Source organism: Hydrogenophaga sp. (assembly GCF_011772445.1).
Classification (GTDB): Bacteria; Pseudomonadota; Gammaproteobacteria; order Burkholderiales; family Burkholderiaceae_C; genus Hydrogenophaga.
In genome coordinates, this window is the sequence record NZ_WVZN01000047.1 from 292752 (window position 1) to 307329 (window position 14578).

A 14578-nucleotide genomic window follows, 5' to 3' on the forward strand; every position below is an offset into this window, starting at 1 on the left:
CGAACGGAGTGTCCCATGCCCGCCCTCAAACTGAATCTCGACGACATGCAGACGGCCGCCGCCGACGCCTGCCGCCTGATGAAGGCGCTGTCCAACCGCGACCGCCTGATGCTGCTGTGCCAGCTCTCGCAAGGCGAGCACAACGTGGGCGAGCTGGAAGCGGCGCTGGGCATCACCCAGCCCACGCTGTCGCAGCAGCTCACCGTGCTGCGCGACGAGGGGCTGGTGAGCACACGCCGCGAGGGCAAGCACGTGTACTACCGCCTCGACAGCCCGCCCGCGCAGGCGGTCATCCGCACCCTGTACCAACAGTTCTGTTCCCGCTGAAGGAGACACCACCATGACGATCGACTGGGTTCATTTCACGCCCTGGGCCTCACTGGCGGGGGGCGTGCTGCTGGGCGTGGCCTCCGCCCTGTTCGTCCTGCTCAATGGCCGCGTGCTGGGCATCAGCGGCATCCTCGGTGGGCTGATCAAGCCCGGTGCCGGAGACGTCGGCTGGCGGGTGGCCCTGGTGGCGGGCCTGCTGGTGTCGCCGCTGGCGTACGGCTGGCTGGCACCCGAGGGCTTCATCACCGCGCCGCGCATCGACGCGAGCCTGGGTCTGGTGGTGCTCGCCGGCCTGCTGGTGGGCATCGGCACGCGCTACGGCTCGGGTTGCACCAGTGGCCACGGCGTGTGCGGCCTTTCCCGGCTGTCGCCGCGCTCGCTGGTGGCCACGCTGGCCTTCATGGCCGCGGGCTTCGCCACCGTGTTCGTCATCCGCCACCTGATCTGAGGACGCTGCCATGCAGAAACTCTCCGCCTTCTTCATCGGCCTGCTGTTCGGCCTGGGTCTGTTGCTCTCCGGCATGACCGACCCCGGCAAGGTGCAGGGCTTCCTCGACCTCGCCGGCGCCTGGGACCCCTCCCTGGCCTTCGTCATGGGGGGCGCCATCGCCGTGGGCTTCTTCGCCTTCGCCCTGGCCAAGCAGCGCACGCGCAGCTTCCTGGGGGGTGGCATGTACCTGCCCAAAGCCACGGAGATCGACCGCCGCCTGGTGCTGGGCAGCCTCACCTTCGGCGTGGGCTGGGGCCTGGCGGGCTTTTGCCCCGGGCCGGGCCTGGTGTCCATGGCCTCGGGCGAGACGAAGGGTCTTGTCTTCGTGCTGGCCATGCTCCTGGGCATGGCCGTGTTCGAATCGATGGAGCGCATTGGCGCGAAGACCCGAACGACCTGAAGGAGCACCATGGATCTCAGACGCCTCACCCCCACCCTGTCCGTCGCGCCGCAGATCGCGCCGGACGAGCTGCCCGCCGCCGCCGCGGCCGGCTTCACCACGCTGATCTGCAACCGACCCGACGGCGAGCAGCCCGGCCAGCCGGACCAGGACACCATGGCCCGCGCCGCGCAGGCCGCGGGCATGCGCTTCGTCTTCCTGCCCGCCGTCTCCGGCCAGGTGAACGAGGCCCAGGGTCGCGCCTTCGGCGAAGCGCTCGCGCAGGCCGACGGCCCGGTGCTGGCCTACTGCCGCAGCGGCACGCGCAGCACCCAGTTGTGGGCCCTGTCGCAGGCCGGCCAACGTCCCTGGACCGAGGTGCTGCAGATCGCAGCCGCCGCGGGCTATGACCTGAGCCGCATGACGCCGCCGGCATCGGCCCAGGGCTGATCCTCACCCCGCGGGCCGCGCCATGAACCTGCCCAAGCGCCACTGGTGGCCCGACCTGCCGGTGCTGCGCTGGGCGCGCGAATACGACCGCGACACCCTGCTGCGCGACGGCGTGGCCGCGCTGATCGTCACGCTGATGCTGATCCCGCAGAGCCTGGCCTACGCCCAGTTGGCGGGCCTGCCGCCCGAGGTGGGGCTGTACGCCAGCGTGGCGCCTTTGCTGGTCTACGCCCTGCTGGGCACCAGCCGCGTGCTGGCGGTGGGCCCGGTGGCCGTGGTGTCGCTGATGACGGCCGCCGCCGTGGGCGAACACGCCGCGGCGGGCGGTGCGCACCACCTGGCGGTGGCGATCACGCTGGCCTTCCTGTCGGGCCTGATCCTGTTGGCGATGGGCCTGCTGCGGCTGGGCTTCCTCGCGCACTTCCTGAGCCACCCCGTCATCGCGGGCTTCATCACGGCCTCGGGCATCCTGATCGCGGCCAGCCAGCTCAAGACCCTGCTGGGCGTCTCTGCCGGCGGGCACAACCTGTTGGAGATGCTCGCCGCCTTGTGGGCGCAGCGGGGACAGGTGCACGGGCTCACGCTGGGCATCGGCGCGGCCAGCCTGGCCTTTCTGTTCTGGGTGCGGCGCGGCCTGCAGCCGCTGCTGCGCCGCCTGGGCGTGCCGCCGCGCGCGGCCGAGCTCGGCGCCAAGGCCGGGCCGGTGGCCGCCATCGTGGGCGCCACGCTGTTCACCTGGGCCGTGGACGGTGGCGCGCGCGGCGTCAGGCTGGTGGGCGCGGTGCCACAAGGCCTGCCGCCGCTCACGCAGCCGGTCTGGGACCTGGCGTTGTGGCAAGCCCTGCTGGTGCCGGCGCTGTTGATCAGCGTGGTGGGCTTCGTCGAATCGGTGTCGGTGGGCCAGACGCTGGCGGCCAAGCGGCGCCAGCGCATCGAGCCCGACCAGGAACTCGTCGCCCTGGGCGGCAGCAACCTCTCGGCCGCATTCACGGGCGGCTTTCCGGTCACGGGTGGCTTCGCGCGTTCGGTGGTGAACTTCGACGCCGGCGCGCAGACGCCTGCGGCCGGCGTGTACACGGCGGCGGGCATCCTGCTGGCCTCGCTGCTGCTCACGCCGGCGCTGTCCCACCTGCCGCAGGCCACACTGGCCGCCACCATCGTGGTGGCCGTGCTCTCGCTGGTGGACATCGGCATCCTGCGGCGCACCTGGGCCTACTCCCGGGCCGACTTCGCCGCCGTGCTCGCCACCTTGCTCGTGACGCTGGCGGTGGGCGTCGAAAGCGGCCTGGTGGCCGGCGTGGGCGTGTCGCTGGCGCTGCACCTGTGGCGCAGCAGCCAGCCGCACATCGCCGAGGTCGGCCAGGTGCCCGGCACCGAGCACTACCGCAACGTGCTGCGTCACCAGGTCATCACGCAGCCGCAGGTGCTGGCCCTGCGCATGGACGAGAGCCTGTACTTCGCCAATGCGCGCGCGCTGGAGGACCGCATCAACGCGGCGGTGGCCCTGCGCCCCGAACTGCGCCATGTGGTGCTGCAGTGCTCGGCCATCAACTACATCGACGCCAGCGCACTCGACAGCCTGGAGGCCATCGACCAGCGCCTGCGCGATGCGGCCGTGCAACTGCACCTGTCGGAGGTGAAAGGGCCGGTGATGGACAAGCTGCAGCGCAGCGATTTCCTTCAGCACCTGAGCGGGCGCGTGTTCCTCACGCACCACCAGGCGGCGACCTCGCTGGCCGCCTCACTGAACACCGAAGCCGGGCAGGAACACGGGCAGGCCGCCCTGCCCGCCTGAGTCGTCCACCTCGGCGCCGTAGAGCGCGCGCAGCTGCCCGGCGCTCACCACCTCGTCCACGGCACCGGCCGCCAGCACGCGGCCCTCGCGCAGCAGCAGCGCGGTGTCCGCGCAGCGCCGGGCCTGGTTCGGGTCGTGTGTCGTGAACAGCACGCCCAGGCCCTCCTCGGCGAGCGCGCGGATGGCGCGCATCACCAGGCCCTGGTTGCCGAAGTCCAGGCTGGCCGTGGGCTCGTCCAGCAACACGGCGCGCGGCTCCTGCGCCAAGGCGCGGGCGATGAGCACGAGCTGGCGCTCGCCGCCGCTCATGCGGTGCACCGATCGATCGGCCAGGTGGTCGATGCCCAGGCGCCGCAGGGCCTGGTCGGCCACCGAGTGATCGTGCGCCCCGGGCCGGGCGAGCAGACCCAGGTGCGCGGTGCGGCCCATCAACACCATCTGCCGCGCGCTGTAGCCGAAGCTGTTGGCCTGTCCCTGCGGCACGTAGCCCACGCGGCGCGCGCGCTCGGGCAGTGACCAGTCAACCAGCGGGCGGCCGTCGAGGCGAACGGTCCCGCCCTGCGCGGGCAGCAAGCCCAGCAAGGTCTTGAGCAGCGTCGTCTTGCCCCCGCCGTTCGGTCCCAGCAGCGCCATCACCTGGCCGGCGCGCAGGCTGAGCGACAGGCCCTCGCCCACGATCCGACCGGGATGTCCGAAGCGCAAGTCCAGGGCCTCGATCAGCGCGCTCACTGCCAGCCCTTCTGCGCCCGCCCCAGCAGTGCGATGAAGAAGGGCGATCCGATCAGCGCGGTGAGGATGCCCAGCGGAATCTCCGCCGGCGCCAGGCTGCGCGCCAGCGTGTCGATGAACAGCAGCAACCCGCCACCCAGCAGCGCGGCCGTGGGCAGCAGGCGCACGAAGGACGGGCCCACGAGAAAGCGCGCCAGGTGCGGCACCACCAGCCCCACCCAGCCCACGATGCCCGCCGCCGCCACGCTGGCGGCCGTGACCAGCGTGGCCGCGGCCACGATGCCCAGGCGCAGCAGCGTGGTGCGCGCGCCCAGCGCGCGGGCCTCCTCCTCGGGCAGGGACATCACGTCCAGCCGCCAGCGCAGCAGCAGCAACAGACCGAGGCCGAGGCCGACGGGAATGAGCAGCGCGGGCAGGTCCTCGGCGTGCGCGCTGGCCAGGCTGCCCAGCAGCCAGAAGGTCATGGCGGGCAACTGGTTGTAGGGGTCGGCCAGGGTCTTCACCAGGCCGATGCCCGCGCCCAGCAGCGAACCGATGACGATGCCCGCCAGCAGCAGCACCAGGATGGGGTCGCCCTGGCGCACGGCCGAGCCCGTGGCGTACACCAGCGCCACCGCCGCCAGACCGCCCGCGAAGGCCGCGAGCTGGATGCCCGCCAGCCCCAGCGAGAAGAAGATGCCCAGCAAGGCGCCCAGCGCCGCGCCGGCCGAGGCGCCCAGCAGATCGGGCGAGACCAGCGGGTTGCGGAACAGACCCTGGAAGGCCGCGCCCGCCACCGACAGCGCCGCGCCCACGGCCACGGCCGCCGCGATGCGCGGCGCGCGGATCTGCCAGACCACGGTGCGCAGCGAGTCGCCGGGTTCGCCGCCGCTGAGCGCGGCCCACAACTGGGCCAGCGACACCGGCGTGCGCCCGACGGTGAAAGCCACCAGCACACCCGCCAGCAGCACCAGCAAGGCCCACCAGGCGCCCCGGCGTGGCACGGTCAGTCCCTGCCCGCAAGCACGCGCCGCACCTGCTCCGGCGACAACTCCACCTGATAGAAGCGCCGATAGAAATCGCGCGCGATCTCAGCCAGGTCCTCGCGGAAGCGCTCGGGAAACACCTTCGCGCCGATCCACCACAGCCCGGGCAGCCGGTTCACGCTGGGCGGAAAGTCCACCCAGCCGAAGGGCAGCTTGGGGCTCAGGTGCACGCGGCCGTTTTTCACGGCGCTGACGTTGCGCCACAGCGGGCTTTGCGCGGCACTCTGCGCAAAGGTCTGGTCGATGGTGATGATGACCTCGGGGTCCCAGTTCAGCACCTGCTCGACGGACACGCGCGCCAGGCCGCCGGGCATGCGCGTGGACACGAGCTCGATGCCCATGGCCTCGAACATCTCGACGTTGATGGAGCCGTCCAGGCCGGTCTCCAGCCCGTGCGGGCCGCGCGCGTAGTACACGCGCGGGTGGCGCTCGCGCGGCACGCCGGCCACGCGCTCACGCACCCGGCGCAGGGTGTCCTCGGCGTGGCGCGCCAGCGCCTCGGCGCGCTCGCGCACGCCCATCAGTTCTCCCAGCAGCCGGTAGCCGGCGGGCACCGCTTCCAGCGCGCCGTCGATCAGGGCGTAGGGAATGCCGGTCTGCTGTTGCACGCGATCGGCCAGCTCCACGTAGGTCTGGCGCACCGAGCCGGTGTCGACGATGAGGTCGGGCTTGAGCGCCAGAACGGTCTCCAGGTTGGCGGTGTTGCCGCGCCCGGTGAGGCGCCCCAGTTCGGGCCGGTTTCCGACGCCGGGCACCAGGAATTCGATCTCCTCGGGCCGGTTGGCGCGCGGCCAGCCCAGCAGGGCCTCGGGCGCGAGCGTGTAGAGCCAGATGGCCGCTGGCGGGCCGGCGGGGAATACGCGCTGCACGCGCGGCGGCACGCGGACGCGGCGCCCCGCGCTGTCCTCGACCTGGCGCGGCGCGGCTTGGGCCAGCGCCACCCCCGGCGCGCAGAGACCGGCCAGCGCGGCCAGGCTCAGCGCGCGGCGTCGCCGGTCAAGGAGCGCCGAACCCATGGCGCGCGAAGATGGCCTGCGCGGGCGGCGACAGCAGGCTGTCGGCGAACGCGCGGGCGGCGGGATGCGCCTCGCGCCGCACGGTGAGGCCGTAGTCGGCGCCGACCTGCAGCGCCGGCGGTATGGCCACGATCTTCAGGCGCGGCACCTCGCGCTGGGCGGCCACCGCGTTGGTGCAGTAGGTGAGGAAGACGTCCGCCTGGCGCTGGTCCATCACCCAGGCGTAGGTGCCGCGCCCGGGCGGCGCCTTGGGCGAGGTGGGCCCGCCCGTGAGTTGCAGGGCCTTGCGCTCCAGCGTGGCGAAAGCCCCGGGCTTCAGGGCCTCGGCCTTGCGGAACAGGGCCCAGGCGTAGTCGCCCGAGGGATCGGCCTTCGGCGTGCTGGTGCCCAAGCGCACGCTCGGGTCCAGCAGCGCGTCGAGCAAGCGTTCGGACGTGAGGTTCAGTTCGGCTTGTGTCAGCGCACACAACTGGTTGCGCACGAACACCCGGGGCGCCGTCCAAGCACCCGCGTCGGCCAGGCGTTGCGGGTGGCCCATGTCGGCCGAGGCGAAGACCTGCGCGGGCTCGCCCTTCTCGATGCGCTCCCGCAGCAGGCCCGAGGCCGCGAAGGACAGCGCGAGCTTCTGCCCCGTGCGCGCCTCGTGCTCCCGCGCGATCTCGGTGAGCACTTCGCGCAGACTGCCCGCGGCCACCACGGGAATCGGTTCGGCACGCGAGGGAACGGCAGGAGCACTCATGCAGGCTTGGAGAGAAAAGAGCAACGAGAGCAGGACCGGCCGTCCAGAGACATCGCGGAACCGGCTTCGCCGGGCCGCAGGTGTCGCCCCCCACCGGGGGGTGCCGCGAAGCGGCGCGGGGGGGCTTCTCATTTCGTGGCGTTCGGGAAGAAGAGCTGCTCGCCGCCGATCTTGTACGCGGCGATGGCGGCCTGGCCGGCCGGGCCGGTGACCCAGTCCACGAATTTCTGGCCTTCGGCGGTCTTCACCTGCGGGTGTTTTGCCGTGCTCACCAGCATCACGCCGTACTGGTTGAACAGGCGCTGGTCGCCTTCCACCAGCACCGTGAGGTCACCGCGGTTCTTGAAGTTCAGCCAGGTGCCGCGGTCGGTGAGCGCGTAGCCGTTGCTGCCCGAGGCGATGTTGAGCGCCGGCCCCATGCCGCAGCCGCACTCCTTGTAGCCGGAGCCCTTGGCCGCGTCGACCTCGGCCATCTTCCAGAAGCGCAATTCGGCCGCGTGCGTGCCGCTCTTGTCGCCGCGCGAGATGAAGGGCGCGTTGGCCGCGGCCACCTTCTTCAGCGCGGCCACGATGTCCTTGCCCGCCGTCTTCGCCGGGTCGGCCTTGGGGCCCACCAGCACGAAGTCGTTGTACATGACCTCCTGGCGCCTGGCGGAGAAGCCATCGGCCACGAATTTCTCCTCGGCCACCTTGTCGTGCACGAACAGCACGTCGGCGTCGCCGCGGCGCGCCATGTCGATGGCCTGGCCCGTGCCCAGAGCGACGACTTTCACGTCGATGCCCGTGGCCTGTTTGAACTGCGGCAGGATGGCGCCGAACAGGCCGGACTGCTCGGTGGACGTGGTCGAGGCCACGACGATGCTCTGCGCGAGCGCGGCGGTGCCGATCAGCAGGCCGGCGGCCAGGGTGACGAGGGAACGAACGGGTTTCACCAGCTTTCTCCTTGAACGAACAAATGGGCGTGCGGGCACACGGCCCGCAACAGGTCGGCGTTGAAAAAATCGTGCACGGGCAGGTCGGCGAGCACGCGGCCCTGCTCCAGGTAGACGACGCGGCTGGCCAGGCGCTTGACCTGGCCCAGGTTGTGGCTGGCGAACAGCAGCGTGGTCGGCTGGCCGTTCGCGGGCGCGGCGGTGAACTCGGCGATGAGCTCTTCCACCTCGCGCTTGGCGTGCGGGTCCAGGCTGGCGGTGGGCTCGTCGAGCAGCCAGATGTCCGGCTGCAGCGCCCAGGCCCTGGCCAGCGCCAGGCGCTGCTGCTGCCCGCCGGAGAGCGCGCGGCCGTTGCGCTGCGCCAGGTCGGCCAGGCCCACCCGCTCCAGCGCGGTGAGTGCGAGCGCCTTGGCCTCGCCCCAGCGCCGGCCCTGCAGCCACAGGCCCAGGGCCACGTTGTGCACGGCGCGGATGCGCAGCATGTGCGGGCGCTGGAACAGCATGGCCAGGCGCTGCCGGCGCGGCACGTGCAGCGTGCCGGCCGTGAGCGGCAGCAGGCCGTGCAGGGTGCGCAGCAGCGTGCTCTTGCCGCTGCCGTTGGCGCCGATGAAAGCCACCCGCTCGCCAGGCAGGATGCGCAGGTTGACGTCGTCGAGCGCGGGCGCGCGCGGCGCCGGGCCCAGGCGAACCTGGGCGCCACGCAGTTCAAAGCACGGCGCGGGCACGGCCTGGGGCGGCACGCCGCTCATATGCCAACCCCCAGGGGGACCAGGCCATCGGCGCGCTCGCGCCAGCGCCGCACCAGCGACACCAGCGCGTTGAGCAGCAGCACCACGGCCAGCAGCACCAGGCCCAGGCCCAGGGCCAGAGGCAGGTCGCCCTTGCTGGTCTCCAGGGCGATGGCGGTGGTCATGACGCGCGTGACGCCGTCGATGTTGCCGCCCACGATCATCACGGCGCCCACCTCGGCGATGGCGCGGCCGAAGGCGGTGATGAAGACGGTCAGCAGTGCGTAGCGTTCGTCCCAGGCCAGCAGCAGGCTGCGCATCAGGGTGCCCGCGCCCATCGAGCGCAGCTGCTCGCCGTGGCTGAGGTCGGCGTCCTGCACGGTCTGGCGCACCAGCGCCGTGACGAGCGGCAGCACCAGCACCGCCTGCGCCACCACCATGGCCTCGAAGCGGAACAGCCAGCCCAGAAAGCCCAGCGGGCCGGAGCGCGAGAGCAGCAGGTAGACCACCAGCCCCACCACCACCGCCGGCACGGCCAACGCGGTGTTGAGCAGCGTGAGCACCGCACCGCGCCCCGCGAAGCGCGCCGCCGCCAGCCAGGCGCCCAGCCACAGGCCGAGCGCGTAGGCGATGCAGGTCGCGGTCACGCTGACCGCCAGCGAGCGCGTGACGATGGCCCACAGGCCGGCGTCGCCGGAAAGGATCAGCCCGATCGCGGTGGAGACGCTATCGGCAAAGGTATTCATATGTTGGCGAGCTTACCGAGCCCGCGTGTCCCGGGCGCTACGTACTGACGCGGTATGAACCCTTGTGCATAGGCCGCCTTGATGCACACTCGGCGCCCATGCGACGAATCGAGCTGGCGTACCAACTGAGCACGCGCGAGCGCGCCGCCGGCAATGGCTCGGCGCTGCTGCGCAACCCCATGATGGACGTGCTGCACGCGGTCAAGGCCTCGGGCTCCATCTCCGGCGCGGCGCGCGAGCTGGGCCTGTCCTACCGCCACGTGTGGGGCCAGTTGAAGGAGTGGGAAGCCGAGCTCGGCCAGGGCCTGATCTTCTGGGAACGCGGCCAGGCCGCGCGCCTCACGCCCTTCGGCGAGAAGCTGCTGGCGGCCGAGCGCCTGGCCCAGGCCCGCCTGGGCCCGCAGATGGAGAACCTGCGCGCCGAACTGGAACGCGCCTTTGCGCTGATGCTCGACGGCGAGGACACCGAACACCCCCAGCTCACGCTCTACGCCAGCCACGACCACGCCCTGGCCGAGCTGGTGGACTTCGCCGCGCGCGACAGCGGTGGCGGCAAGGACGCGGCCAGGCGCCTGCACCTGGACGTGCAGTTCTGCGGCAGCGTGGACGCCATCCGCGCGCTCAACGAGGGCCGCTGCAAGATCGCGGGCTTCCATACCCAGCCCTTCGCGGACGCGAGCACGCTGACCGCACGCACCTACCGCCCGCTGCTCAAGCCGGGACTGCACAAGATCATCGGCTTCGCGCGGCGCACGCAGGGCCTGGTGGTGGCAGCCGGCAACCCCCTGCGCCTGCGCGACATCGGCGACGTGGCGCGCCTGCAGGCGCGCTTCGTGAACCGCGCCAAGGGCACGGGCACCCGCCTGCTGCTGGACGAACTGCTGGCCCAGGCCGGCCTGCCGAGCGCCGACATCGACGGCTACGAGCGCGTGGAGCGCTCACACGCGGCGGTGGCGCACGCCGTGGCCAGCGGCAGCGCCGACGTGGGCCTGGGCACCGAGTACGCGGCGCACAGCGCTGGCCTGGGCTTCGTGCCCATCACCGACGAGCGTTACCTGCTGGTGTGCCTGAAGGACACCCTGAACGAGCCGCCCATGAAGCGCCTGCTGGAGCGCCTGCGCAGCCGCGCCTGGCAGGAGCGCCTGAGCGCCCTGCCCGGCTACCTCCCCGACCACTGCGGCGAGGTGGCAGCGATGAAGCGGCTGCTGCCCTGGTGGGGCTGAGCCGCCGCCGCGGCGATCAGAGCAGGTTGGCGCTGCGCGCCGCGGCCTCGATGCCCTTGTAGTTCTCGGCCTTGGTCGGCACGAAGCGCGTGGCGCGCTGCAGGTCCAGCACCGCTTTGCCCTCGGGCGTGGCCCGGTCCAGCTTGAGCAGCGCGGCCGCCAGCTTCTCGCGCTGCGCGGCGGGCATGTCGGCGTGCACCGACCAGTTGTAGTCGTAGTACGGCGGGGTGGTGTAGATCACACGCACCTTCTCGGTGTCGACCTTCTTGTCGGCCACGAACTTCTCCCACACCGAGATGTTGAGCGCCCCGCCCTGCACCTTGCCCGAGGCCACGGCCGCGATGGTGGCGTCGTGCGCGCCGCTGTAGGCGACGCGGCCGAAGTCCTTTTCGGGGTTGATGTTGGCCTGCAGGAGGAAGCTGCGAGGCATGAGGTGGCCCGAGGTGCTGCTCTGCGAGCCGAAGCTCACGTCCTTGCCCTTGAGGTCGGCCAGGGTCTTCACCGACGGGTCGCTGGAGATGAAGACCGAGCGGAATTTCTCGTCTTCCTCGCGCTGCACCAGGGGAATGACCTTGCCGCCCGAGCGCACGTTGGCCTGCACGAAGGTGAAGCCACCGAACCAGGCCATGTCCACCTTCTTGTTCACCAGCGCCTCCACGGCGGCGGCGTAGTCGGTGACGGGCGTGTACTCCACCTTCATGCCCAGCGTGCCTTCGAGGTACTTCACCAGCGGCGCGGCCTTGCGCGCGAGCTCGGTGGGCGATTCGTCGGGGATGGCAGTGAGGCGGAACACCTGTTGCGCCTGGGCGCCGAAGGCCATGAGGCCGACGCCCAGCACGAGGGTGCGGCGGAAACGGTGAAACGAAGACAGGCTGGTCATGGTGGCTTCCTGATGAAGTGAGGAAAGGACTCGAAGAAAACGGGCGCAGCCTTGCGATCAGGGAAGGCGGCATGCCCACGGCGCAAGCGCCGCTGGCCTGGTGGGCTGTCCCGGGCCGGCGGCGGATGTTAACGGTGCGGAGTGTCGGTCGGCCCCGCAGAGCCGGGCCACTCGCCGAGCAGCTCGGCGGGTGTCGGTTTGTCGAACTTCGGTCGGCCCACGCCCTGCGGCGTGCCCAGCACCATCCAGCCGACCAGGGTTTCGCCGGGCCGGCAGAAGGCGGACACCACGGACGGGTCGCGCACCTTGCTGCCCGAGAGCATCTTGCCCCCGTAGCCCAGCGCGTGAGCGGCGGTCAGGAAGTTCGCCAGCGCACCGCCGAGCGCGATCCACTGCTCGTGCACGGTGGCCAGCGGATGGCCGGCGTCGATGCGGGCGATCACCGCCACCAGCAAGGGCGGCGCGGTGGCGCGCTCGCGGTCGCGCTGCGCCTGTTCGGCGGACTTGCCCTGTGCCAGCGCGGCGGATTCGAACAGATTGGCCAGGTCTTGCTTCGCCGCGCCGCGCACCACGGCGAAGCGGTAAGGCACGAGGCCGGCATGGTCGGGCGCGCGCAGCGCGGCGGTGGCCATGCGCAACAGCTCGTCGTGCGAGGGCGCGGGCTCGCGCAGGTACTTGGTGCCGACGGAGACGCGCGAGAGCATCGGCTCGAGCGGGTCATCGTGTGGTGCTGAATCGGGGGAGGTGCTCATGTCGCTCGATCGGGCGTGTTCGCCGCGGGGACGGCGGCGTGGCGCTGGTGAATGGCCTGGGCCAGGCGACGGACCTGCGCGCGCAGCGCAGCGGGTTCGATGGCCTCGACCTCGGCACCATACCCCAGGATCTGCCGCGCGCCGTGCTCCAGGGACTCGAACGACAGAGCCAGGCAGGACCAACCCGCGGGCGCGCGGATCCGTGGCGGCGCGGCCGTGGGAACGGCGGGCAGCCGGGCGTTGGCGAGCCACACCACCGCGCGTGGCGAAGCCAGCACGCAAGCGCGCAGCGGCCGAAGGCCGGCCTCGAAGCGTGCGGACGACGCCTGCCAGTAGCGGGCCAGGTCGAAGCCCCGCGGGCGCCGCACGCCGGTTTTCAGGACAGCGAGGCCTTGCACGCTCGCCAGGCGCCAGGTGCGCACCTCGCTCTGCCCCGCCTCGCGTGCCACCAGGTACCAGGCGCCGGCCTTGAGCACCAGGCCCAGCGGCTCCAGTTCGCGCGGTGAACGGCCGCGCCAGCTTGCGTAGTCGACGCGCAGGCGCCGCCCTGTCCACACGGCCTGGGCCGCCTCGCGCAAAAAGGCGGGCTTGTCCGATTCGCGGTACCAGTCCAGCGGATCGATGTGCAGGCGCTCGGCCACGACAGCGGCGCTGTCGCGCCAGGGCGCCGGCACGCTGGCCACCAGCTTCAGGCGCGCCGAGGCCGCGGCCTCGCCCAGGCCCAGGGCCGTCGCCGGCCCCGGCAGGCCGGCGAACAACAAGGCGTTGGCCTCGTCCCCGGTCATGCCGGTGAGTTGAGTGGTCCAGCCGGGCTGCAGCTGGAAGCCCCCCTGATGCCCGCGCTCGCCCCACAGCGGCACACCGGCCGCCGAGAGCTGGTCGATGTCGCGCAGCACCGTGCGCTCGGACACCTCGAGCGCACGGGCCAGCGCGCCGGCCGTCATCCGGCCGTTGGCCTGCAAGAGCATGAGGATGGACAGGAGGCGGCTGGCTTTCATCGGTTTTCAATCATGACATGCCTTGTCATATTGGCGCTGCCAGCATCGCGCCTTCCATCACCACGAGGCATGCGCACCATGACAACCCCCACGCAAGACAGGGCGAGCGCCCGGCACGACTTCGACTTCCTGGTCGGCCACTGGACCACCCGACAGCGGCGCCTGAAGCACCGGCTGCAAGGCAGCGACGACTGGGAAAGCTTCGACGCAACGACGGTCAACCAGCACCTGCCGGGCGGCGTCATCAATTTCGACACCCTGGTGGCGCCGGGCTGGCGCCCGGGCTGGGTGGGCATGTCGCTGCGTGTCTTCAACCCGGTCAGCAACCTGTGGAGCATCCACTGGGTGACCAACGAGGGCGGCGGGATCGACCCGGCGACCGGGCGTCTCGACGCGCCGGTGGTGGGTCGCTTCGATGGCGACGAGGGCGTCTTCGAAGGCGAAGACCTGTTCGACGGCCGCGCGATCCGCGTGCGCTTTCACTGGCAGCGCCAGGGCCGGGACCGGGCGCGCTGGCAGCAGGCCTTCTCGGACGATGGCGGGCTGAACTGGGAGGTGAACTGGGTCATGGAATTCGAGCGTGCAGGCTCGCCGCGCGCCGACGAGGTGCCGGCGCTCGACATCGACTGCCAGGTGATCGAACTGCGCCAGTACACCTTGCACCCGGGTCGGCGCGACACGCTGATCGAGCTCTTCGACAGCACCTTCGTCGAATCGCAGGAAGACCTGGCCATGGCCGTGATGGGCCAGTTCCGCGACCTGGACGCGCCCGATCGTTTCGTGTGGCTGCGCGGCTTCGCCGACATGGACAGCCGCGCCAGGGGCCTGGCGGCCTTCTACGGCGGGCCCGTGTGGCGGGCGCACCGCGAGGCCGCCAACGCCACCATGATCGACTCGGACGACGTGCTGCTGCTGCGGCCCGCCTGGCGGGGCGCCGGCGTTTCGATGCATGGGCGCCATCGGGCACGCGCCACGGCGTGCGCGCTGCCCCAGGGCGTGTTGAGCGCCCGGGTGATGCCCTTGCATGAACCGGCCAGCGCGGACCTGCTGCGCCATTGCCGCGAAACCCTCACGCCGCGCCTGCGCAGCGGCGGTGCCGACGTGCTGGGCTGGTACGTCAGCGAGACCGCGCCGAACAACTTTGCGCGCCTGCCCGTGCGCGAGGGAGAACAGGTGCTGGTGGTGTTTGCGATGTTCGCCAGCCCGATGGCGCTGGACGCGTTCGAGCGCAGCGGCGCCTGGGCGCATGCCTGGCAGGGCATGCCCTCGGGCTGGCTCGCGGGCGAATCGCAGCACCTTCGACTGCAGCCGACCACGCGCTCGGCGATCCACGCCTGAACCGCGCGACGGCGCGGGCTCGCCGGTG

At 71.7% G+C, this 14578-nt stretch carries 16 protein-coding genes and 1 pseudogene; 7 read left to right on the plus strand and 10 right to left on the minus strand.

The window, feature by feature from the left end:
- Positions 1–15 precede the first annotated feature (15 nt).
- From GTO19_RS20605 to GTO19_RS20625, 5 genes and pseudogenes are all read left to right on the plus strand, one after another.
- Positions 16–327 carry a metalloregulator ArsR/SmtB family transcription factor gene (locus GTO19_RS20605; RefSeq protein WP_291024341.1) on the plus strand — a complete coding sequence of 104 codons (312 nt, stop codon included), beginning with the start codon at positions 16–18 and terminating at the stop codon, positions 325–327.
- Positions 328–337: 10 nt separating this feature from the next.
- Positions 338–778: pseudogene (locus GTO19_RS20610) on the plus strand (YeeE/YedE family protein); the annotation flags it as partial.
- 10 nt (positions 779–788) lie between these two features.
- Entirely contained in the window at positions 789–1220 is a 432-nt protein-coding gene (locus tag GTO19_RS20615; RefSeq protein WP_291024343.1) for a YeeE/YedE family protein, read from the plus strand.
- Positions 1221–1229: 9 nt separating this feature from the next.
- Positions 1230–1649: a TIGR01244 family sulfur transferase gene (locus tag GTO19_RS20620; protein WP_291024345.1), complete on the plus strand. Its 420-nt coding sequence runs from the start codon at positions 1230–1232 to the stop codon at positions 1647–1649.
- 22 nt (positions 1650–1671) lie between these two features.
- Positions 1672–3444: a SulP family inorganic anion transporter gene (locus GTO19_RS20625; RefSeq protein ID WP_291024347.1), complete on the plus strand. Its 1773-nt coding sequence runs from the start codon at positions 1672–1674 to the stop codon at positions 3442–3444.
- Here the strand turns inward: GTO19_RS20625 and GTO19_RS20630 are convergent.
- From GTO19_RS20630 to GTO19_RS20660, 7 genes are all read right to left on the minus strand, one after another.
- Complete coding sequence (locus GTO19_RS20630; protein WP_291024349.1) at positions 3391–4173, minus strand: ABC transporter ATP-binding protein; 783 nt, start codon at positions 4171–4173, stop codon at positions 3391–3393. The genes GTO19_RS20625 and GTO19_RS20630 overlap by 54 nt on opposite strands.
- Positions 4170–5156: an iron ABC transporter permease gene (locus GTO19_RS20635; RefSeq protein WP_291024352.1), complete on the minus strand. Its 987-nt coding sequence runs from the start codon at positions 5154–5156 to the stop codon at positions 4170–4172. The genes GTO19_RS20630 and GTO19_RS20635 overlap by 4 nt, the downstream gene beginning before the upstream one ends.
- A 2-nt stretch (positions 5157–5158) precedes the next feature.
- Positions 5159–6214 carry an iron ABC transporter substrate-binding protein gene (locus GTO19_RS20640; protein WP_291024354.1) on the minus strand — a complete coding sequence of 352 codons (1056 nt, stop codon included), beginning with the start codon at positions 6212–6214 and terminating at the stop codon, positions 5159–5161.
- Positions 6195–6953 carry a molybdate ABC transporter substrate-binding protein gene (locus GTO19_RS20645; protein ID WP_291024356.1) on the minus strand — a complete coding sequence of 253 codons (759 nt, stop codon included), beginning with the start codon at positions 6951–6953 and terminating at the stop codon, positions 6195–6197. The genes GTO19_RS20640 and GTO19_RS20645 overlap by 20 nt, the downstream gene beginning before the upstream one ends.
- Positions 6954–7081: 128 nt before the next feature.
- The gene (locus tag GTO19_RS20650) at positions 7082–7885 is read right to left on the minus strand and encodes an extracellular solute-binding protein (RefSeq protein WP_291024359.1); all 804 of its coding nucleotides are present in this window, start codon (positions 7883–7885) and stop codon (positions 7082–7084) included.
- On the minus strand, positions 7882–8634 hold the full coding sequence (locus GTO19_RS20655) for a phosphate ABC transporter ATP-binding protein (protein WP_291024361.1): 753 nt from the start codon (positions 8632–8634) through the stop codon (positions 7882–7884). Before GTO19_RS20655 ends, GTO19_RS20650 begins: the two co-directional genes overlap by 4 nt.
- Entirely contained in the window at positions 8631–9359 is a 729-nt protein-coding gene (locus GTO19_RS20660; RefSeq protein WP_291024364.1) for an ABC transporter permease, read from the minus strand. Before GTO19_RS20660 ends, GTO19_RS20655 begins: the two co-directional genes overlap by 4 nt.
- Positions 9360–9457: 98 nt before the next feature.
- On the opposite strand from GTO19_RS20660, the gene GTO19_RS20665 reads away from it, so the two are divergent.
- A complete protein-coding gene (locus GTO19_RS20665; RefSeq protein WP_291024368.1) occupies positions 9458–10582 on the plus strand; it encodes a substrate-binding domain-containing protein in 1125 nt (374 codons plus the stop codon).
- A gap of 16 nt (positions 10583–10598) precedes the next feature.
- Here the strand turns inward: GTO19_RS20665 and GTO19_RS20670 are convergent, their stop codons facing one another.
- The 3 genes from GTO19_RS20670 to GTO19_RS20680 all read right to left on the minus strand — a co-directional run bounded on the left by GTO19_RS20670 (position 10599) and on the right by GTO19_RS20680 (position 13212).
- On the minus strand, positions 10599–11402 hold the full coding sequence (locus tag GTO19_RS20670; RefSeq protein WP_291024514.1) for a putative selenate ABC transporter substrate-binding protein: 804 nt from the start codon (positions 11400–11402) through the stop codon (positions 10599–10601).
- Between the two features lie 188 nt (positions 11403–11590).
- Positions 11591–12214, minus strand: coding sequence for a nitroreductase (locus GTO19_RS20675; protein ID WP_291024371.1), 624 nt, complete (start codon positions 12212–12214; stop codon positions 11591–11593).
- Positions 12211–13212 (minus strand): YafY family protein, encoded by a 1002-nt coding sequence (locus tag GTO19_RS20680; RefSeq protein WP_291024372.1) that lies wholly within the window; start codon positions 13210–13212, stop codon positions 12211–12213. The genes GTO19_RS20675 and GTO19_RS20680 overlap by 4 nt, the downstream gene beginning before the upstream one ends.
- Before the next feature lie 78 nt (positions 13213–13290).
- Here GTO19_RS20680 and GTO19_RS20685 point away from each other — a divergent pair, with 78 nt between their 5' ends.
- Positions 13291–14550 (plus strand): NIPSNAP family protein, encoded by a 1260-nt coding sequence (locus tag GTO19_RS20685; protein ID WP_291024374.1) that lies wholly within the window; start codon positions 13291–13293, stop codon positions 14548–14550.
- Positions 14551–14578 lie beyond the last annotated feature (28 nt).